The sequence below is a fragment of the Leisingera sp. SS27 genome (genome assembly GCF_028368855.1).
Taxonomy (GTDB): domain Bacteria; phylum Pseudomonadota; class Alphaproteobacteria; order Rhodobacterales; family Rhodobacteraceae; genus Leisingera.
In genome coordinates, this window is record NZ_JAQNCY010000003.1 from 355,824 (window position 1) to 373,629 (window position 17,806).

Here is a 17,806-nt window from a genome sequence, read left to right on the forward strand (position 1 = left end):
CTCAGCTGACGAAGGTGTTGAGCAGCAGGTAGATCACCGCGGACAGAAGTGCTGCGGCGGGCACGGTGATCACCCAGGCGGCCACGATGGTCATGAAGTGGCTGCGGCGCACCAGTTTGCGGCGGCGGCGCTCTTCCGGCGCGATGCGCTTTTCTGCCGGGCGGCCTGCGGCGGATTTCTTCAGGCGGCGCTCCATGTGCCACTCGCGGAAGAAGCCGACGCCGAACACCGCGCCCACCGCGATATGGGTGGAGGAGACCGGCAGGCCCAGCCAGCTGGCCACGATCACGGTGATTGCTGCGGACAGCGACACGCAGTAGGCGCGCATCGGGTTCAGCTTGGTGATCTGGCTGCCGACCATGCGGATCAGCTTGGGGCCGAACAGGAACAGGCCAAAGGAGATGCCGAAGGCGCCGATCACCATCACCCAGGTCGGGATTGCCACCTTGGAGGCAAAATCGCCGAACTCGGTGGCGTGCACGATGGCGGCAAGCGGGCCGACCGCATTGGCGACGTCATTGGCGCCATGGGCAAAGGACAAGAGGCCCGCGGAAATCACCAGCGGCAGGCCGAACAGCGCTTTCAGCGACTTGTTGCGGTTCTCCATGCCCTCGGATTGGCGCTTGATCAGCGGCGCGGTGATGACATAGGAGACCGCCCCGATACCGGCACCGATCAGCAGCGCGGTCTGCAGGTCGATCTTGACGATCTTCTTGAGGCCCTTCAGGGCCAGATAGGCACCAAAGGCGGCGGCCATGACGGCGACCAGCACCGGTACCCAGCGCCGTGCGGCGGCGATCTTGTCGTCCTGGTAGATGATCTTGGCCTTGATGAAGGCAAGGAACAGCGCGGCGATGATGCCGCCCAGAACCGGAGAGATGACCCAGCTGGCAGCGATCTTGCCCATGGTGGGCCAGTTCACTGCGGCGGTGCCCGCGGCAGCCACACCAGCGCCCAGCACGCCGCCCACGACCGAATGGGTGGTGGAAACCGGCGCGCCGACCCACGTCGCCAGGTTCACCCACAGCGCCGAGGAGATCAGCGCTGCCATCATCGCCCAGATGAACACGCTGCTGCTGGACACTGCGGTGGGGTCGACAATGCCCTTGGAAATGGTCGACACCACATCGCCGCCTGCCAGCAGGGCACCTGCGCTTTCACAGATGGCGGCAATCACGATGGCGCCGCCCATGGTCAGCGCGTTTGCGCCCACCGCCGGCCCCATGTTGTTGGCCACGTCATTGGCGCCGATGTTGATCGCCATATAGGCGCCGAACGCCGCGGCGGCGATCACCACCATGCTCATGGCGGAACCGCCGAAGAACACGCCGGCTGCAAGGCCTGCCAGCACGATGAAGGCGAGCGCAATGCCCGGCGCCACCAGCGGGCGGGAGGCATAGCTGGTCGCGAGCTCCAGCTGGGAGATCCTGTTCAGATCCTTATCCAGCGTGTTCCATTGCGGGCGCTGATCTTCGTGGCTCATCGTCGCGTTCCTGATTCCGGGGTCTGGGCACGCGCCTACCCCCGCTCAGGAAACGGATCAAGCTTCTGACATGAAAATGTCACATAACTTTTACAAACGGTGCAGAATGTCCCGCAGTTCCGGCTCATCGACCAGCCCGGCTGCTTCTGCAGGATTCATCCACTGGCGGGTGCGCTCGCTGGACTCCGGGTAGTCGTCCTCCAGCTGCTCCACCTCAACCTCGAAAATCAGCGTGGTCACCGGCTCTTCGGTGCCGTTGTCGTGGCGCTTGGTGAAATGATATTCGCCGATCGGCTGCGGCGTGATGCTGGCGGGTTTCACCCCGGCTTCCTCCCAGGCTTCCTGCAGCGCCGACTCCGGGCCGTCCTTGCCCTCAACCGGCCAGCCCTTGGGCAGAATCCAGCGCCCGGTGCCGCGGCTGGTGATCATCAGCACCTCCTTGCCGTCCGCGCCGGAGCGGCAGCACAGGGCGGCAACCTGCACGCGGGCAGGGCGCTGCAGCATCGGTTTGATAATCTCGTTCCAGGCGCGGGTCAGCGGGCTTGTCATGGGTGCTCAGCCTTTGTTGTTGGGGAAGTTCCCGTGTTTATGTGTGCAATTGCGGGAATCTACGCCTGATTTTCCGGTGGTGCAAGGTGATCTGCCGGTTTGCCCTGCATCAGGCCGCAGGCAGGGGCTCCCGCCCGCTGATCCGCGCATCACAGATGCACGGCCAGCGGTTGGGCGCGGCAGCGCGGCTGCGCCGCGCTGCGGACCGCTACTTGCGCCGTTTCGCGCGCAGCGTCGGGTCAGCCTCGGTCGGGTCTTCCGGCCACGGATGCTTGGGGTATTGGGCGCGCATGTCCTTTCTGACATCGGTATAGGATCCGGCCCAGAACCCCGGCAGGTCGCGGGTGATCTGGATCGGGCGCTGCGCGGGGGACAAAAGCGAGACCTTCAGCGGCACGCCGCCAACAGAGGGATGCCGGGTCACCCCGAACATCTCCTGCAGGCGGACCGAAATTTCCGGGATTTCGCCGTCATAGCTGATCGGGATCTTGCGCCCCAGGGGGGTGATGAAACTGCCAGGCGCCTCGCGGTCCAGCACCTGCGTCTGCTCCCAGCTGAGCGCGGCCTTGAGCGCAGGCAGCAGGTCAAAGCGTTTCCAGTCCTCGGCCGATTTCACCCCGTCCAGCATCGGAAGCAGCCAATCCTCCAGGCTTTCCATCAGGCCGGGGATGGAGAAGTCCGGCAAGTCATGGCCTTCCGCCCTGACCAGCTCCACCCGCGCCGCCAGCCGCGCCGCAGCGCCGGTGAGGCGCAGGCCCAGGTCGCGCACGCCGTCGAGCATGGCTTGCGCCACAGCGTCCGGCGGCACGTCCTTCCAGATGCGGTCGTCCAGCACCACGGCGCCAAAGCGTTCCTGCTGGCGCGCCACCACCCGGCGGTCGCGTTTGGACCATTCGCAGACGTCGGTCCAGATGATCTGATCCGCGAACAGCTCGCGGATCTCGGCCAGCGATATCTGCGCCGCCATCCGGATCCTGGCCTCGCGCGGGTTGCCGTCGGTGTCCAGCGCCACGATGAAGGGCGCCCCCGCCAGCGTGTCGCCGCCGTCCAATATGGCGCCCTTGCCGCCCGACAGCACAAACCGCGGCGCATCGCCCTTGCGGCGCTGGCCGATGCGGTCGGGATAGGCGAGGGCGGCCATCATCGCGGCAGACAGTCCGGCATCGCGGCGGCCTGCCTGTTTCTCCAGCCGCCGCGCTTCGCTCTTGATCCGCTCCACGACGGGGCGGTTCAGCTGATAGGGGTGGCCGCGGGTAAACCCCTTGGGGTCCCGCAGCGCCTTCAGCCGCAGCGCCTTCAGCCGCAGCGACAGATCCGCAGGCGCGCCGCGCAGCGGGTCGCGCTCGCCCAGCAGTGCCGCCAGAGGTGCGGCATCGGGGCCTGCCTGCAGCAGCATGTGGCCAAGCCGCGGATGCAGCGGCAGCGCCGCCAGCGCCTTGCCATGCTCAGTAATCCGCCCCTGCGCATCCAGTGCGCCCAGCATGGCCAGCAGCGCCTGCGCTTCCGCCAGCGCACCCGCGGGCGGCTGGGTCAGGAACATCAGATCGTCAGGAGCGGCGCCCCACAGCGCCAGTTCCAGCGCCAGCGCGGTGAGGTCGGCGCTTTCGATCTCGGCTGGCGGAAACGCCATCAGCGCACCTTCCTCGCCCTTGGTCCACAGCCGGTAGCAGATGCCCTCCGCCACACGGCCCGCGCGGCCCTGCCGCTGGGTCGCCTCGGCGCGCGTCACCTTCTCTGTCACCAGCCGTGACATGCCGGAGCCGGGGTCGAACCGCGCGCGGCGCGCCTGGCCCATATCGACCACCACCCGGATGTCCTGAATGGTCAATGAGGTCTCGGCGATTGACGTCGCCAGCACCACCTTGCGGCCCTGCGGTTCGGGCTGGATCGCGGCGCGCTGCTCGGCAAAGGGCAGGGCGCCGAACAAGGGGCGGATATGGCAATGGCCGGGCAGGCGCTTTTCCAGCGCGCCAGCAGCGCGGCGGATTTCGCCTTCGCCGGGCAGGAAAACCAGGATGCCGCCGCCATTGCCGGGTCCGGCAGCGCGGGTTTCCTTCTCTGCCTGCACCACGAGATCCGCCAGCGCATCCACGCGCCGCGCTTGCGCGGGCAGCGGACGCTCCAGCCAGCGGGTCTCCACCGGGTAGCTGCGGCCCTCGGAGGTGACCATCGGCGCGTCCATCAGCGCCGCCACCGGTCCTGCGTCCAGCGTCGCGGACATCGCAAGCAGGATCAGGTCATCGCGCAGCGCGCCCGCGACCTCCAGACACAAGGCAAGCCCCAGGTCGGCGTTCAGGGAGCGTTCGTGAAACTCGTCAAAGATCACCGCGCCGATGCCCGGCAGGTCCGGGTCCGACTGCAGCATCCGGGTCAGGATGCCCTCGGTCACCACTTCGATCCGCGTCGCCTTGGAGACCTTGGCATCGCCGCGCACCCGGTAGCCGACAGTCTGGCCGGGTTTCTCCCCCAGCGTTTCCGCCATCCGCTCCGCCGCGGCACGGACAGCCAGGCGGCGCGGTTCCAGCATCACGATGCGGCCCGCGGTCAGCCCGGCCTCCAGCATCGCCAGCGGCACCCGCGTTGTCTTGCCCGCGCCGGGCGGCGCCTGCAGCACCGCACGGCCGCGGGCGCGCAGGGCGTCCAGCAGTTCGGGGAGGGCGTCTTCGATCGGCAATCTGGTCATCTCAGCCTTATCGCCAAAGGGGCAGAAGAGGTCCAGCAGTGAGTCTCTTGATAGAGCGCAGAGGGGAGTGCCTGTCCGCGGGCGGAAGCGAAGCGCCCGCCGTTTTGCCGGAGGCAAACCTTCGGTTTGACGGGGGCGGACGGGTGCTGCCCGGCGTTCCGCCGGGCGAAACAGGGGTGATCGGTGAGTTCGTTCGCGTTTCAATTCAGAACACAGGCTGCGCAAACCGCACCCGCCGCGGCGGATTTGCCGCCTTTCCTGCGGCGCCTGCTGATGTAGGGTGCGCGCCAGACGGCAGGGGCTGGACTTTGCGGCATGGCTTGCGCCAAGGTCCCGCCCATTACATCAGGAAGACGCGCATGGACACCGATGAACTGACACAGAAAATCCTCGATGGCGACCGCCGGGCGCTGGCCCGGGCCATCACCCTGGTGGAAAGCGGCCGCGAGGATCACCGCGCCAGGGCGGGGGAGCTGCTGTCGGACCTTGCCAAGCACAAGCGCCAGTCGCTGCGGATCGGCCTGTCGGGCACGCCCGGCGTCGGTAAATCCACCTTCATCGAAAGCTTCGGCATGATGCTCACGGGCCTTGGCCTGCGGGTGGCGGTGCTGGCGGTCGATCCCAGCTCTGCGCGCTCCGGCGGGTCGATCCTGGGCGACAAGACCCGGATGGAACGCCTCAGCCGCGAGCGCAATGCCTTCATCCGCCCGTCCCCCAGCCAGAGCCACCTGGGCGGCGTCGCCCGCCGCTCTCGCGAAGCGGTTGCCTTGTGCGAAGCGGCAGGCTTTGACGTGGTGCTGATCGAAACGGTCGGGGTGGGGCAGTCGGAAACCGTGGTGGCAGAGATGTCGGACCTGTTCCTGCTCTTGCTGGCGCCCGCAGGCGGCGATGAGCTGCAGGGGGTGAAGCGCGGCATCATGGAAATGGCTGACCTGATCCTGGTGAACAAGGCGGACGGGCCGCTGAAACCCGTCGCCACCCGCACCTGCGCCGACTACGCCGGCGCCCTGCGGCTGTTGCGCAAGCGCCCGCAAGACCCCGAAGGCTTCCCCAAGGCGCTGATGGTTTCCGCTGTCGAAGAGCACGGGCTGGACAAGGCCTGGGAAGAAATGCAGGTGCTGACCGCCTGGCGCCGTGAAAACAGCCACTGGGACCGCCGCCGCGCTGATCAGGCCTGCTACTGGTTCGATCAGGAGGTGCGGCAGGCACTGCTGGCACGGCTGGAAACACCGGAGGCCAAGGCGCAGATGGCGGAACTGGCGGGAACAGTGGCCGGGGGCGGCAAAAGCCCGGGCGAGGCGGCGCGGATCATGCTGAAGGCGCTTGGCGCTGCCTGACACCTGCGGCGGACAGTAAAACAGGCGCCTGCAAGGGGGTTGCGGCAGGCCTGAAATGGGTGCAGTAAGCCCGGCAAGAAAGCTGAGTTGAATCACTTGACGCTGTTGCCGGTTGAGCGTAAGAGCAGCGGACCAGTTTTCGGGCGCAGCCAATGGCCGCGCCCCTTGTGATTTGGCGCCGGACTGCCGGAGCCACCAAAAACGAAGGATGAAGATATGTCGCGCCGTTGCGAACTGACCGGAAAAGGCCCGATGACTGGCAACAATGTCAGCCACGCCAACAACAAAACCAAGCGCCGCTTTCTGCCCAACCTGAACGACGTGACCCTGCAGTCCGAAGTTCTGGGCCGTGGCGTCAAGCTGCGCATCTCCGCAGCTGCCCTGCGCTCTGTCGACCACCGCGGCGGCCTGGACGCGTTCCTGGCCAAAGCCAAGGACGAAGAGCTGTCGGCAAACGCGCTGAAAGTGAAGAAAGAGATCGCCAAGGCACAAGCCGCACAGGCTTAATTCCCTGGCCTGATCCCTTCACCGGATCGGATTACGGACACCGCGCAGAGGCAACTCTGCGCGGTGTTTGCGTTTGCGCAATCTGCCGCAGAGCCGGGCCTTGCGGCGGGCACGCCATGGGGGCATACCTGCCTGTGATGATGCACCTCTTGCGCATATCCCTTGGCCTGTTTCTGGCCCTGACCGTTGCCTTGACGGCGCACAGCGCGGCCGCCCGGCAGGGGGAGCGCGGCGCTGCAGGCCAGATGGTGATCTGCACCGGCACCGGCCCTGTCACAATTTATGTGGACAGCGAAGGCCAGCCGGCCAAGCCGCCGCACAACTGCCCCGATTGCGTGATGCATGTGCTGGACGCAGTGGTGCAGCCTGCGCGGCTGGTTCTGCAGGTGGAGGCTTGCGGCACCTTGACAGGGGATCAGCAGGCCGCACTGGCATCGGTGCAAAATATCCCGCAGGCCACCGCCCGGGCGCCTCCAGCGGCTGTCTGACCGGCCACGCACATTCCCAATTTCAAAACTGAATACCTATCCAGAGGAGACAGGATATGTCCCTGAAATCTGTTGTCATTGCAGCCGCGGCTGCCGCTGCCTTTGCCACTTCAGCCCTTGCAGGCGAAGCCATGATCAAGGTGCACGACCAATACGCGCGGGTGTCGTCCCCGACGGCCAAGGCCGGCGCTGCCTTCATGGAGATCATGAACTCCGGCGAGGCCGACGATCAGCTGATCGATGTGCGCTCTGACGTGGCCGCCAAAGTGCAGCTGCACACCCACAAGGAAGGCGGTGACGGCGTCATGAAGATGATGCATGTGGAGGAAGGCTTTGCCGTCCCTGCAGGCGAAACCCACATGCTGATGCGCGGCGGCGACCACATCATGTTCATGGGCCTGAAGCAGGCGCTGAACCACGGTGACGTGGTCAAGGTGACACTGGTCTTTGAAAAGGCGGGCGAGGTCGAGATCGAAGTGCCGGTGGATCTGGAGCGCAAGGCCGAAGGCCACTCCGGCCATTCCAACTGATCCGGGCAGGGCGGGCGCGGCGTCAGGCCGCGCTGCAGCCCTCCTTCGCGCCCAAAGCCCGCCGCGTGGCGGGCTTTTTGCCGTCTAGGACTGGCCGAGCAGCTCCGCCACCCAGGCGGGGACAGTTTCGCTGGCCGGGCCAAAGCGGCGCTCTGCAAAGCGGGAGGCGGTGGCCGACGGCTCCAGGTTCAGCTCCACCGTACGGGCGCCTGCCAGATGCGCCTCATCGACAAAGGCCGCGGCCGGGTAAACCTCGCCCGAGGTGCCGATGGCGGCAAACAGATCCGCCCCGGCCAGATGCGCATAGATCTCCTCCATGAAATACGGCATCTCGCCGAACCAGACCACATCGGGCCGCCCGGTAGGGGCCGCGCAAGCAGGGCAGGGCTGGCCGGTCTGCATTTCCATCGGCGCAGCCCAGCGGTGGCTGCACGCACCGCACAGCGCGCCCGCCAGTGTCCCGTGCATATGCAGAACACGTTGCGCGCCGCCGGCCTCATGCAGCCCGTCGACGTTCTGGGTCACAATCACCACTTCTCCCGGATGCTCCCGCTGCAGCCGCGTCAGCGCCTGATGGCCCGGGTTAGGCGCGGCTCCCGCCGCCTGTATGCGCCGCGCATTGTAGAAGCCATGCACCAGGTCCGGATTGCGGGCAAAGCCTTCGGGCGTTGCCACATCCTCGATCCGGTGCTGCGCCCAGAGGCCGCCCGCGTCGCGGAAGGTTCCCAGCCCACTCTCGGCGGAAATCCCGGCGCCGGTCAGGATGACGATCTTCTGACTGCTCTTTCCCATAGCCGCAGAACCTCCTATCACTGACCCCGGATCACAGGAGCCCTTTGCCCATGCCTACCCGTATTCTGTTTGTCTGCCTAGGAAACATCTGCCGCTCCCCCGCGGCCGAGGGCGTGTTCCGCGCGCTCTGCCCGGATGCCGAGACTGACAGTGCGGGCACTGCGTCCTACCACGTGGGTGAGCCGCCCTACGGTCCGATGCAGGCGGCAGCAACAGCGCGGGAGCTGGATATATCGGACCTGCGCGCCCGCCAATTCCGGCGCGGCGATTTTAAGAGCTTCGACCTGATCATCGCCATGGACGCCAGCAACCTGGAAAACATCGAAGCCCTGCGCCCGGCCGGCAGCGAAACCCCGGTGCGCCTGTTCACCGACTACGCGCCGGAGTCCGGCGCGGATCATGTGCCGGATCCCTATTACACCCGCGACTTCGACGGCTGCCTGGACCTGATCGAACAGGCCGCCAAGGGCCTTAGGGCAGCGCTCTAAATCACTCTGCAATCACCCGGAAACCGCCCGCCAGGAACGGCATCTGCTGTACCGCCGGGTCGATCATATGGCTCTGGACGAGGCGGCGCACGGTCTCCGCCACATCCCGCGGCACCCGGTCGGCCCAGTCGGCAGCGGTGAACAGCGAGATCGTCCGCGACATCTCCCCGAACGGCAGCGGGAAGGCGTCGATCTGGTCGTGGAAGCGGCCCGCACGCATGTATCCCAGCGGCGTGGTGATGGCCCATCCGATCCGCCGCGCCACCATTGCCATCAGCGCCAGATGCGAGCCGACCTCGAACCGGTCCTCGAACTCCAGCTTCTGGCGCCCCAGCAGCCCTTCGATTTGCTGCGAGATCAGCTGCTCGCGGGCATAGCGCAGGAACGGCAGGTCCTGCAGCTGCTCCGCCGCCTGCGCCGCATCCGAGACCGCGCCGCGCGGCGCCACCAGGATGAAGGGGTCGCGCACCAGCGGGTATTCCACCAGCCCCTCGTGCAAGCCCCCGGCGGTGGCGGCAATGGCGATATGCAGCTCCCGTGCTTCCATCGCCCGCACAACGTCATGGCTGGAGGCGGTGATCATCTTGAACCGGCATTGCGTCAGGCTATCCGCAAGAATAGTGGCCAGCCGCGGTGTCAGATCATTGTCGAAATCGTCAATCAGCCCGATCGACAGCGCCTGCAGGTGGGTCAGGTCCATCACCGTCAGCTCGCTCTGGGCCAGCCGCAGCTCGCCCAGCACCGCCTCGGTCCGGGCCAGAAAGCTGCGCCCGGCGGCAGTCAGCACCATCGGGCGGCGGCCATGGTCGATCAGCGCGCTGTCCAGCGCCTTCTCCAGGTTGCGCATCTGCTGGCTGACGGCCGGCTGGCTCAGCCCGGTCATCTCGGCGGCCTGGGCCACGGACCCGGTCTTGGCCAAAGCCTCAAACACTTCCAGCCCGCGCAAGGAAACGCCCTTGATCAACATATCAACTGCTCCAATACCTTAGGCCGTTCTTTGCCGTTTGGCGCTGCGCGGTCAAGGGTGGCAATGCCGCAGTCTTTCCCCCTTGCGAAAATGCCGCAGCGCAGATGCATCAATGAAAAAGGCGCCCCGCAGGACGCCTTCAGCAAAGGTGATTGTGACGCCGCCTCAGCCGCAGCTGCGTGCCGCGTGGTCGCCAAAGGCCTTGTAGCGCAGCCACAGCCGCTCGTCGCTGCGGTTGGAGGACTGGCGCACCACCTGGGCCTGATGCGGATCGGCGAACCACTTGGAGACGGTCTTGCGCTCCGATGCGGTCAGGCTGACGTTGGCGGCCTTCTGGATGCAGTTGCAAAGGGAAGGCGAGGCCGCAGTGCGGTCCGACTGGCGGCAGGCGCGCTCAATGGCGCCGGCCTCGGCGCCTGCAGGCGCCAGTGCGGCCAGAAAACCGGCACACAGCGTGGTGGTCAGGAAAGTTTTCATCTGCTCATGCCCCGTTTTGGCAAGCGGGTCTGCTGCCCGCGGAATTGTCCGCAGTATGGCGCAGTCCGGCGCCGTTTTCAATCGTGGTAAACGGGGAGAACGGGCGGCTGGAGCACCGCCTTCCGCGGCCCTCCAGCGCCGGGGTCGCTCAGGTCTGGTTCGGCCCGCGCATGGCGCGGACGGCCTGGCGGACGGCTTTCCAGTCTGCCGCCTCGCTGTCTTTGCCGGCCTCCTGGCAGGCGCGCATCTTCTGCGCCGCCTCGGCCTCGGCCTTGTCGCCATGCGCGCTGTAGAGCGCGCGGGCATATTCAGCGGCTTTGATTGCATCCATGCGGATCGTCCTCCTTTGCTGGTGTCTTCCGTCACAGGGGCGCGCGTCTCGCGGTACGGCAGGAGTATAGCGCATTTTGGCGGCTGGTGCAGGGAGCGGGGAGAATTTGCGGGATTTTGGCGGATGGCTTAGCCTGCTGCGGAAACGGTAGGTGCCGCTAAACGTACGGCTATTTGGTCAGCTTGGTTGAAACGATTGCGTAAACCACTGAAGAACGCGCCTGACCTCAGGGGAGGCGCAAACGCGTCTTCGTCGTGCTGAAGGCACGCTTTCGGCATGACGGGGAAGGTCAGGCGTGTTCCGGCCTGTCAGCCGGGGGTAAAGCTAGATTTCTACCATGCTTTCTGCCGCCGCAGAGTGAGAGGGAGTTGTTTTGGAAGGCGAAGAAACGTCACCAAAAATCATGTCGCGATAGTGGGAGATGTTCTCAAGTCGGCGCTGTGTGCCTTCTATGTCACCACTCACGAACCACAGGCCGGTGCAAAGAGCCGCGTACAGTTTCCAGTCGCCCAGGCTTGTGCCCAGTTGTTTCTTGAAGGCATCGGAGAAAACCGAAGGTTCAGCGGCGTTCGCTTTCTGAAGTTCATTTTCAAGCTGAGCGACTTTTGCGTTCAGTCGGCCAATCTCTGCCCGCAGCTGATCTTCCGTTTCGCTCGCTAGAGGACCATCGCTTGGGGCCTGCTGAAGTGTTGAATTCACTGCGAGCAGCAGGGGAGGCAAAGCCGCCAGAGGCTCGAGCGCTTCAGGGAGCGCATTGGCGCCGGTTTCCGCATGAAAGCGCTCAATGCTATTGGTGACTTGCGCGGCGAGGCCTTGCAGGCTTGCAGTGGCAATAATCCGGTTTTCGAATAAGTGGCTTACGGACTTGGGTTCGTGCTTGGGGAACCTTTCCTTGCCTGGCGGCGGCGCATTGAATTCAGCCCTTATACGCTCGATTTCCGCAGCGACGGCTTCGGGACCGGATTCCCACTTCTCGACGCTTATAAGGGCTACCTGGCGCTGCAGATTCCAATCGAGTGGATCACCAGTTAGAAAGCCTCTGTACCAATCGTACCAGTAGCTCCAATTGCCGCCGGCGTTCTTTAGCGAAAGCAGCAAGTCGCTTGGGCTATTTCTTGGGTCTCCAGGTTGCCTTGTACCTGGTGTTAGTTCGCTGGAGGCGAAGAGGTCGTTGGGATTATCCATACTTTCTGCAAAGTGAAGATCAAGCTCGACCGGGTGCCAAAGGTGCAGGAATAGCTCTCCACGGCTCATCCTTGAGCCGATTTCCAAGGATTTGCTGCTGTATATGATCGCGTTCCGGTTCCGTAGTTTTTGTGATCGTACGTCCTTGATACAGGCATTACCGCAAGCATAACCGTACCCGGATTCCTCATCGTTCTCGAACAGTGTCTTGAGGGGGCCTTTCGCAAATCCGACGGTCATGGGGGGAGGAGCAGCAGCCGACCAGGCGCCAAAATAACTTTCAATTGCAGCTCGGCTGACGTCTCTGAACATTGCAAGTGCATACATGTCGTGCAAGGGCGTTCCTAAGTCGTCTAGGAAACGTTTAGTTGTGGTCATACTGCGCATAGCAGCCCGACAGCTCAGGACCCTTACGGCCTTGTAAGGAAGCCTTTCGAGTGCTGCCTGCAATTCGGCGTAGTTACGAATATTCCTACTATAATGCCTTAGGAGTAGGTTGGGGCCTCAACGGCGCTTGACCAAACCCCGAATCCAAATCATATGCCTCAGCATGACTGACCTCGCTCACATCCGCAATTTCTCCATCGTCGCCCATATCGACCATGGCAAATCCACCCTCGCTGACCGGCTCATCCAGGAGACCGGAACGGTGAAGGACCGCGATATGAAGGAGCAGCTGCTCGACGCCATGGACATCGAGCGCGAGCGCGGGATCACCATCAAGGCCAACACCGTGCGCATCGACTATACCGCGCAGGACGGCGAGACCTATGTGCTCAATCTGATCGACACCCCCGGCCATGTCGACTTTGCCTATGAGGTCTCCCGCTCCATGCGTGCGGTTGAGGGCTCGCTGCTGGTCGTCGACAGCACCCAAGGGGTGGAGGCGCAGACGCTGGCCAATGTCTATCAGGCGATCGACGCGGATCATGAGATCGTCCCGGTCCTGAACAAGATCGACCTGCCGGCCTCGGACTGCGACCGGGTGGCGGAGCAGATCGAGGATGTGATCGGCATCGACGCCACCGGCGCCATCCAGGTCTCGGCCAAGACCGGCCAGGGAATCCGCGAAACGCTGGAAAGCATCGTCCAGCACCTGCCCGCGCCCGAGGGCACCCGCGACGCGCCGCTGAAGGCCATGCTGGTCGACAGCTGGTACGACAGCTACCTCGGCGTGATCGTTCTGGTCCGCATCATGGACGGCGTCCTGAAAAAGGGGATGCGGGTCAAGTTCATGTCGAACAACACCCTGCATCACGTCGACCGCATCGGCGTCTTCCGCCCAGCCATGCAGGTGGTGGACGAACTGGGTCCGGGCGAGATCGGCTTCCTCACCGCCTCGATCAAGCAGGTGCGCGACACCCGCGTCGGCGACACCATCACCAACGACCGCAATGGTACCGAGGTGGCGCTGCCGGGCTTCAAACCCGCCCAGCCGGTGGTGTTCTGCGGCCTGTTCCCGGTCGACTCCGCCGAATTCGAGGACCTGCGCGACGCCATCGACAAGCTGGCGCTGAACGACGCGTCCTTCTCCTTTGAGATGGAAACCTCCGCCGCGCTCGGCTTCGGCTTCCGCTGCGGCTTCCTGGGCCTGTTGCACCTGGAGGTGATCCGCGACCGGATCGAACGCGAATACAACATCGAGCTGATCACGACGGCGCCGTCGGTGATCTACCACGTCTACATGAAGGGCAAGGATAACGAGCCCGGCGAGATGATCGAGCTGCACAACCCCGCCGACATGCCCGACCCCTCCAAGGTCGACCACATCCAGGAGCCGCGCATCAAGGCGACCATTCTGGTGCCCGACGAATACCTGGGCGACGTGCTGAAGCTCTGCCAGGACCGCCGCGGCATCCAGATGGACCTCTCCTACGCCGGCTCCCGCGCCATGGTGGTTTATGACCTGCCGCTCAATGAGGTGGTCTTCGACTTCTACGACCGCCTGAAATCGGTGACCAAGGGCTATGCCTCCTTCGACTACCAGATGACCGGCTACCGTCAGGACAACCTGGTCAAGATGTCGGTCTTGGTGAACGACGAGCCGGTCGATGCGCTCTCCACCATGGTGCACCGCGACCGCGCCGAGATGCGCGGCCGCGCCATGTGCGAGAAGCTCAAGGAGCTGATCCCGCGCCACATGTTCAAGATCCCGATCCAGGCTGCCATCGGCGGCAAGGTGATCGCCCGCGAGACCCTTTCAGCCTTACGCAAAGACGTGACCGCCAAATGCTACGGCGGCGACGCCACCCGGAAGCGGAAACTGCTGGACAAGCAGAAAGCGGGCAAGAAGAAGATGCGCCAGTTCGGCAAGGTGGATATCCCGCAGGAAGCGTTTATTTCCGCCCTCAAAATGGACAGCTGAGGCTGTCCATTTCCGAGGGCGCGCGGGCGAAAGCACTTGGCAATGCCAGTTGGGTGCCCGCAACTGAGTGTTGGTCAGAACACTCTTTTTGAAAGTGAATTAAGGATTGGCATTAGATCATTACGTTTCTCAGGTTCATTTAAGAGAGTTCGCAGATCCTAAAACCAAAAAGCTTTTTGCTGTTAGTAAGCTGGATTTGCGAGATTTCACTCCGAAACCCAAAAGCGTCTGTGCTATACGGGATGGGAATACAAACGAATTTCTGAAAGAGCCCCGGCTTATTGAAAAACTCCTTGAGGCTATCGAGCCCAACTACCCCTACGCTCTAAATGAACTTAGAAACCGTCGTTGCAACAACATTGTGCGAGAAACAATCGCGGGATTCATAACAGCCGTATCCATTTCTTCACCCACGTTTGACCGTCTGTGTTTTGATGGTACGCACAACCATCTCGCCGACTTCGCTAAGCACCTAGACACTAAAAGCATTCTACCCAAGTTCCCGGAAAACTCGGACAAGCGGTACTCTGGAAAGTCGATTACAGAACTGCTTGATCAAAATCTGGTGGAATTTAACATTGATATGAATATGCCTAAAGCCATGGCGACAACAAGGATGATTAATGTTGTCAAAGCTTTCTTAAATGCTCCCTGGGATATCCTCGAAAACCACACAGAACGAAATTTCCTGACTAGCGACTACCCAATGGTGCACGTCCCGACACTCAGTAGACGCTGGTCAAAGAAGTTCGTACCTCTGGCACCTGATATAGGCATAGTAGTTTATTCGCCAAGGGTTAGTATCTGGGATGGCCCTGTTGAAGTCGCGCATGTCGAAGTTTCTAGTTCATCTAAAATTTCTGAACTCAATCGGTTTGCGGTGTTTGCGGCGGAGGACCTTGTTTTCGCAGATCGCCCGTCACCTTTTCTAAGAAAGTTCGTTGCAAAGCATAGGCAAATGCAACTCGTCAACGACTCAAAGAGAAATGAGCTGCGGTACGTAAAGCGCAAAAGCTAAGACCCATAGCTATCGAAACTGCCCGGTCGCCAGACCGGGCAGCGCCCGTCCCGCCCCCCACGGGGCGGGCGCTTCGCTTCCCACCCCGCCGGGCCGGGCGCTGCCCTCCGCGTTCTGATCTGATGTCGGGCAATGTCCCTTAAGCGGGCAGGCTTGCACTACACTATCGGCCAACCGCCGCTCCTCTCAAAACCTTTGTGCGCCACTCTCTGCCCATCCTCGGCCTCTGCGCGCCAACCCGCTGAAAACCCACCCATTCCGTGTTATCCTCAACCCCGTTCATCTGGGGAGGATAACACCATGAAACACCTGACTTTGGCCGCCGCGATCACCCTCCTGGCGTCGCCGCTCCTGGCCGGGCAATGCCCCGCCGACATTGCCGCCATCGACGCCGCGCTGGCCGCCGGCACCGAACTGTCGGAGGCCGATCTGGCAACCGTCCAGGAACTGCGCGACGAGGGGCAAAGCCTGCATGACAGCGGCGATCACGCCAACTCGGTTGCGACCCTTGCCGAAGCCAAGGCGATGCTGGGCATCTGACACCCCGGCCCGAAACAGAAAAACGCCCGGCGGGACACCGGGCGTTTTTTATGTTTGCAGCTGCTCCCGGGACCGGGCCGCTCAGAAGCTGTTCTGCACGTCCTGCGCGGCGCCGCTGATGGCGTTGCCGGCCTTGGAAATGTCGCGCCCCGCGCCCTTGGCGGTCTCGCAGGCTGCCAGCCCCAGCAGCATCAGCGCGCAGGCAAAAATCCGCATCATTCCGGTTACTCCTCAAATCTGCTCTCTGTTGGCAAAATGTCTAGCAAGCCATTGGGGCGCCGGCCAGAGGCTTTGATGCGGTTGAGCGAGGTCAAGGCCGTGAGGTGCGCGCCGGGCTAGGCTTCGGGCGCACAATCACGAGGAGGCAGAGCCATGGACCTGAAGACCCGCAAACAGGCGCTGGAGGCGCGCCGCGCCGAGCTGACCGGGCATCTGAGCGAGGTTGAGCACACGCTGGACGCGCCGATGCCGCAGGACTGGGAGGACCGCGCGTCGGAACGCCAGGGCGACGAGGTGCTGGAAAGCCTCGGCAATGCCGAACTGGACGAGCTGCGCCGGATCGACGCTGCGCTGGACCGGATCAAGGCGGGCACCTATGGCCTCTGCGCGGCGTGCGGCGAGCGGATTTCGGAGGCCCGGCTGGACTTGCTGCCCGCCGCGCCGCTGTGCAAAACCTGCGCCGCGGGGTAGGGGCCGCAACCGGTTCTGCGGGGATTTACCAGAAATTTGCAACTTATAAGGTAGTGCAATCCCCGTAAATCGCGAGTATCTTGACCTGGATCAAGGAGATAGAACTGACCCGGGGGCACGTTGCGCGAAACCTGAACTGGAGGGCATGGACTATGGACTTTTCCGCCAGAAAACAAATACTTGAAGTGCGGCGCCAGCAATTGGCCGGGCTGCTGGCACGGACCGGGCAGGCACCCCGCGAACCCCGTATGGGGTCCCACCGCCAGCCGCAGTCCGAGCGTGGCGCCGGCTGCGCGATTGAGGTTCTGCCCTACGCCAGCCATGACGAGCTGCGCCGGATCGAGGCCGCACTGGCCCGTCTGAGCGACGGCTCCTACGGCTACTGCCGGATCTGCGGCGACAATATCAGCGACGACTGGCTGGACCAGCGTCCGGCCTCTCCTTTCTGCAAATCCTGCTCCCAGTAGCCGCGGCGCCCTCAGCGGCGCGGAACTGCCCCTCCCTCCGATTGCCAGCGGCCTGCCGGGCTGCTGGCCTTTTTGCGCCAGCTGCGGGTTTGCTTTGGGCCTGCGCGCAGGGATCAGTTGCCTGGCAGCAGCGCCGCGCTACTTTAGCTCTCCGTGCGCACAGGCCCCGTTGCCGTGCCGGGCGGGATATGCCACAACCGGCCTGACCGACTGAACAAATGAGTTTAGCAGATGCCAGAATTCACTGAGCGCCGCCGCATGATGGTGGATACCCAGATCCGTCCCTCGGATGTCACCAAATACCCGATCATTGAGGCCATGCTGGGAGTCCCGCGGGAGAAATTCGTGCCGGACGCTCAGCGCGAAGCAGCTTATGCAGACCAGAACGTGCCGCTGGGCGGCGGCCGGGTGCTGCTGGAGCCGCGCACCCTCGCCAAGATGCTGGATGCGGTGGATCTCCAGAACGATGAGCTGGTGCTCGATGTGGCCTGCAGCTTTGGCTATTCCACCGCTGTTGCGGCGCGGATCGCGCAGATGGTGATCGGCGTCGAGGAAGACGAGGCCATGGCGGCGGATGCCCAGGAACTGCTGTCCGAGACCGGCGCCGACAATGCCATCGTGCACACCGGCCCGCTGGCCGAGGGCGCGGCGGAACACGGCGCCTATGACGTGATCCTGGTGCAGGGCGGGGCTGAGGAACTGCCCGCGGCGCTGCTGGATCAGCTCAAGGACGGCGGCCGCGTCGCCGCGCTGATGGTGACCGGCAACCTGGGTGAGGTGAAGATCGGCTACAAGACAGGCGGCCGCATTTCCTGGCGGTTTGAATTCAACGCCAGCGCTCCGGTGCTGCCGGGCTTTGCCGCGGCACGCGAATTCGCGCTCTGAGCCCCAGGGCCGGGGCTGCGGCAA

The 17,806-nt window shown here is 63.8% G+C and carries 20 protein-coding genes; 11 read left to right on the forward strand and 9 right to left on the reverse strand.

What is annotated here, in order from left to right:
- Window position 1 precedes the first annotated feature (1 nt).
- From N6L27_RS09705 to hrpB, 3 genes are all read right to left on the reverse strand, one after another.
- On the reverse strand, window positions 2-1,483 hold the full coding sequence (locus N6L27_RS09705; protein ID WP_271907047.1) for an inorganic phosphate transporter: 1,482 nt from the start codon (window positions 1,481-1,483) through the stop codon (window positions 2-4).
- Window positions 1,484-1,573: 90 nt separating this feature from the next.
- Window positions 1,574-2,032, reverse strand: coding sequence for an NUDIX hydrolase (locus tag N6L27_RS09710; RefSeq protein ID WP_271907048.1), 459 nt, complete (start codon window positions 2,030-2,032; stop codon window positions 1,574-1,576).
- Window positions 2,033-2,240: 208 nt separating this feature from the next.
- The gene (hrpB, locus tag N6L27_RS09715; RefSeq protein ID WP_271907049.1) at window positions 2,241-4,715 is read right to left on the reverse strand and encodes an ATP-dependent helicase HrpB; all 2,475 of its coding nucleotides are present in this window, start codon (window positions 4,713-4,715) and stop codon (window positions 2,241-2,243) included.
- A 359-nt stretch (window positions 4,716-5,074) separates the two neighbouring features.
- On the opposite strand from hrpB, the gene meaB reads away from it, so the two are divergent.
- From meaB to N6L27_RS09735, 4 genes are all read left to right on the forward strand, one after another.
- The gene (gene meaB / locus N6L27_RS09720) at window positions 5,075-6,052 is read left to right on the forward strand and encodes a methylmalonyl Co-A mutase-associated GTPase MeaB (RefSeq protein WP_271907050.1); all 978 of its coding nucleotides are present in this window, start codon (window positions 5,075-5,077) and stop codon (window positions 6,050-6,052) included.
- 216 nt (window positions 6,053-6,268) lie between these two features.
- Window positions 6,269-6,559, forward strand: coding sequence for a 50S ribosomal protein L28 (gene rpmB / locus N6L27_RS09725; protein ID WP_019296104.1), 291 nt, complete (start codon window positions 6,269-6,271; stop codon window positions 6,557-6,559).
- Between the two features lie 116 nt (window positions 6,560-6,675).
- On the forward strand, window positions 6,676-7,047 hold the full coding sequence (locus N6L27_RS09730) for a hypothetical protein (RefSeq protein WP_271907051.1): 372 nt from the start codon (window positions 6,676-6,678) through the stop codon (window positions 7,045-7,047).
- 56 nt (window positions 7,048-7,103) lie between these two features.
- Window positions 7,104-7,577 (forward strand): copper chaperone PCu(A)C, encoded by a 474-nt coding sequence (locus N6L27_RS09735; RefSeq protein WP_271907052.1) that lies wholly within the window; start codon window positions 7,104-7,106, stop codon window positions 7,575-7,577.
- 84 nt (window positions 7,578-7,661) lie between these two features.
- Here N6L27_RS09735 and N6L27_RS09740 read toward each other — a convergent pair whose 3' ends face one another.
- The gene (locus N6L27_RS09740; protein ID WP_271907053.1) at window positions 7,662-8,369 is read right to left on the reverse strand and encodes an NAD-dependent deacylase; all 708 of its coding nucleotides are present in this window, start codon (window positions 8,367-8,369) and stop codon (window positions 7,662-7,664) included.
- Window positions 8,370-8,419: 50 nt separating this feature from the next.
- Between N6L27_RS09740 and N6L27_RS09745 the strand changes: the two genes are divergently transcribed.
- A complete protein-coding gene (locus N6L27_RS09745; protein WP_271907054.1) occupies window positions 8,420-8,857 on the forward strand; it encodes a low molecular weight protein-tyrosine-phosphatase in 438 nt (145 codons plus the stop codon).
- Between the two features lies 1 nt (window position 8,858).
- Here the strand turns inward: N6L27_RS09745 and N6L27_RS09750 are convergent, their stop codons facing one another.
- The 4 genes from N6L27_RS09750 to N6L27_RS09765 all read right to left on the reverse strand — a co-directional run bounded on the left by N6L27_RS09750 (window position 8,859) and on the right by N6L27_RS09765 (window position 12,144).
- Window positions 8,859-9,824: a LysR family transcriptional regulator gene (locus tag N6L27_RS09750; protein ID WP_271907055.1), complete on the reverse strand. Its 966-nt coding sequence runs from the start codon at window positions 9,822-9,824 to the stop codon at window positions 8,859-8,861.
- A 165-nt stretch (window positions 9,825-9,989) separates the two neighbouring features.
- Window positions 9,990-10,301, reverse strand: a complete 312-nt coding sequence (locus tag N6L27_RS09755; RefSeq protein ID WP_271907056.1) for a hypothetical protein — start codon at window positions 10,299-10,301, stop codon at window positions 9,990-9,992.
- A gap of 148 nt (window positions 10,302-10,449) precedes the next feature.
- Window positions 10,450-10,632: a hypothetical protein gene (locus N6L27_RS09760; RefSeq protein ID WP_271907058.1), complete on the reverse strand. Its 183-nt coding sequence runs from the start codon at window positions 10,630-10,632 to the stop codon at window positions 10,450-10,452.
- 324 nt (window positions 10,633-10,956) lie between these two features.
- On the reverse strand, window positions 10,957-12,144 hold the full coding sequence (locus N6L27_RS09765; protein WP_271907059.1) for a hypothetical protein: 1,188 nt from the start codon (window positions 12,142-12,144) through the stop codon (window positions 10,957-10,959).
- A 223-nt stretch (window positions 12,145-12,367) separates the two neighbouring features.
- Between N6L27_RS09765 and lepA the strand changes: the two genes are divergently transcribed.
- The 3 genes from lepA (at window position 12,368) to N6L27_RS09780 (ending at window position 15,740) form a co-directional block, all read left to right on the forward strand.
- The gene (gene lepA / locus N6L27_RS09770) at window positions 12,368-14,182 is read left to right on the forward strand and encodes a translation elongation factor 4 (protein ID WP_271907060.1); all 1,815 of its coding nucleotides are present in this window, start codon (window positions 12,368-12,370) and stop codon (window positions 14,180-14,182) included.
- A 106-nt stretch (window positions 14,183-14,288) separates the two neighbouring features.
- On the forward strand, window positions 14,289-15,200 hold the full coding sequence (locus tag N6L27_RS09775; protein WP_271907061.1) for a DUF4238 domain-containing protein: 912 nt from the start codon (window positions 14,289-14,291) through the stop codon (window positions 15,198-15,200).
- A gap of 300 nt (window positions 15,201-15,500) precedes the next feature.
- Complete coding sequence (locus N6L27_RS09780; RefSeq protein WP_271907062.1) at window positions 15,501-15,740, forward strand: hypothetical protein; 240 nt, start codon at window positions 15,501-15,503, stop codon at window positions 15,738-15,740.
- Window positions 15,741-15,821: 81 nt separating this feature from the next.
- Here N6L27_RS09780 and N6L27_RS09785 read toward each other — a convergent pair whose 3' ends face one another.
- Window positions 15,822-15,959, reverse strand: a complete 138-nt coding sequence (locus N6L27_RS09785; protein WP_260015563.1) for an entericidin A/B family lipoprotein — start codon at window positions 15,957-15,959, stop codon at window positions 15,822-15,824.
- A gap of 153 nt (window positions 15,960-16,112) precedes the next feature.
- Here N6L27_RS09785 and N6L27_RS09790 point away from each other — a divergent pair, with 153 nt between their 5' ends.
- From N6L27_RS09790 to N6L27_RS09800, 3 genes are all read left to right on the forward strand, one after another.
- The gene (locus N6L27_RS09790; protein WP_271907063.1) at window positions 16,113-16,430 is read left to right on the forward strand and encodes a TraR/DksA family transcriptional regulator; all 318 of its coding nucleotides are present in this window, start codon (window positions 16,113-16,115) and stop codon (window positions 16,428-16,430) included.
- A gap of 248 nt (window positions 16,431-16,678) precedes the next feature.
- Window positions 16,679-16,897: a TraR/DksA family transcriptional regulator gene (locus N6L27_RS09795; RefSeq protein WP_271907064.1), complete on the forward strand. Its 219-nt coding sequence runs from the start codon at window positions 16,679-16,681 to the stop codon at window positions 16,895-16,897.
- A 231-nt stretch (window positions 16,898-17,128) separates the two neighbouring features.
- The gene (locus N6L27_RS09800; RefSeq protein ID WP_271907065.1) at window positions 17,129-17,782 is read left to right on the forward strand and encodes a protein-L-isoaspartate O-methyltransferase family protein; all 654 of its coding nucleotides are present in this window, start codon (window positions 17,129-17,131) and stop codon (window positions 17,780-17,782) included.
- The last annotated feature ends 24 nt before the right edge of the window (window positions 17,783-17,806 follow it).

Coding starts and splice junctions, on each gene's coding strand:
- N6L27_RS09705 (WP_271907047.1), bottom strand. CDS start 1,483: ATGAGCCACGAAGATCAGCGCCCGCAATGGAACACGCTGGATAAGGAT.
- N6L27_RS09710 (WP_271907048.1), bottom strand. CDS start 2,032: ATGACAAGCCCGCTGACCCGCGCCTGGAACGAGATTATCAAACCGATG.
- hrpB (WP_271907049.1), bottom strand. CDS start 4,715: ATGACCAGATTGCCGATCGAAGACGCCCTCCCCGAACTGCTGGACGCC.
- meaB (WP_271907050.1), top strand. CDS start 5,075: ATGGACACCGATGAACTGACACAGAAAATCCTCGATGGCGACCGCCGG.
- rpmB (WP_019296104.1), top strand. CDS start 6,269: ATGTCGCGCCGTTGCGAACTGACCGGAAAAGGCCCGATGACTGGCAAC.
- N6L27_RS09730 (WP_271907051.1), top strand. CDS start 6,676: ATGGGGGCATACCTGCCTGTGATGATGCACCTCTTGCGCATATCCCTT.
- N6L27_RS09735 (WP_271907052.1), top strand. CDS start 7,104: ATGTCCCTGAAATCTGTTGTCATTGCAGCCGCGGCTGCCGCTGCCTTT.
- N6L27_RS09740 (WP_271907053.1), bottom strand. CDS start 8,369: ATGGGAAAGAGCAGTCAGAAGATCGTCATCCTGACCGGCGCCGGGATT.
- N6L27_RS09745 (WP_271907054.1), top strand. CDS start 8,420: ATGCCTACCCGTATTCTGTTTGTCTGCCTAGGAAACATCTGCCGCTCC.
- N6L27_RS09750 (WP_271907055.1), bottom strand. CDS start 9,824: ATGTTGATCAAGGGCGTTTCCTTGCGCGGGCTGGAAGTGTTTGAGGCT.
- N6L27_RS09755 (WP_271907056.1), bottom strand. CDS start 10,301: ATGAAAACTTTCCTGACCACCACGCTGTGTGCCGGTTTTCTGGCCGCA.
- N6L27_RS09760 (WP_271907058.1), bottom strand. CDS start 10,632: ATGGATGCAATCAAAGCCGCTGAATATGCCCGCGCGCTCTACAGCGCG.
- N6L27_RS09765 (WP_271907059.1), bottom strand. CDS start 12,144: ATGTATGCACTTGCAATGTTCAGAGACGTCAGCCGAGCTGCAATTGAA.
- lepA (WP_271907060.1), top strand. CDS start 12,368: ATGACTGACCTCGCTCACATCCGCAATTTCTCCATCGTCGCCCATATC.
- N6L27_RS09780 (WP_271907062.1), top strand. CDS start 15,501: ATGAAACACCTGACTTTGGCCGCCGCGATCACCCTCCTGGCGTCGCCG.
- N6L27_RS09785 (WP_260015563.1), bottom strand. CDS start 15,959: ATGATGCGGATTTTTGCCTGCGCGCTGATGCTGCTGGGGCTGGCAGCC.
- N6L27_RS09790 (WP_271907063.1), top strand. CDS start 16,113: ATGGACCTGAAGACCCGCAAACAGGCGCTGGAGGCGCGCCGCGCCGAG.
- N6L27_RS09795 (WP_271907064.1), top strand. CDS start 16,679: ATGGGGTCCCACCGCCAGCCGCAGTCCGAGCGTGGCGCCGGCTGCGCG.
- N6L27_RS09800 (WP_271907065.1), top strand. CDS start 17,129: ATGCCAGAATTCACTGAGCGCCGCCGCATGATGGTGGATACCCAGATC.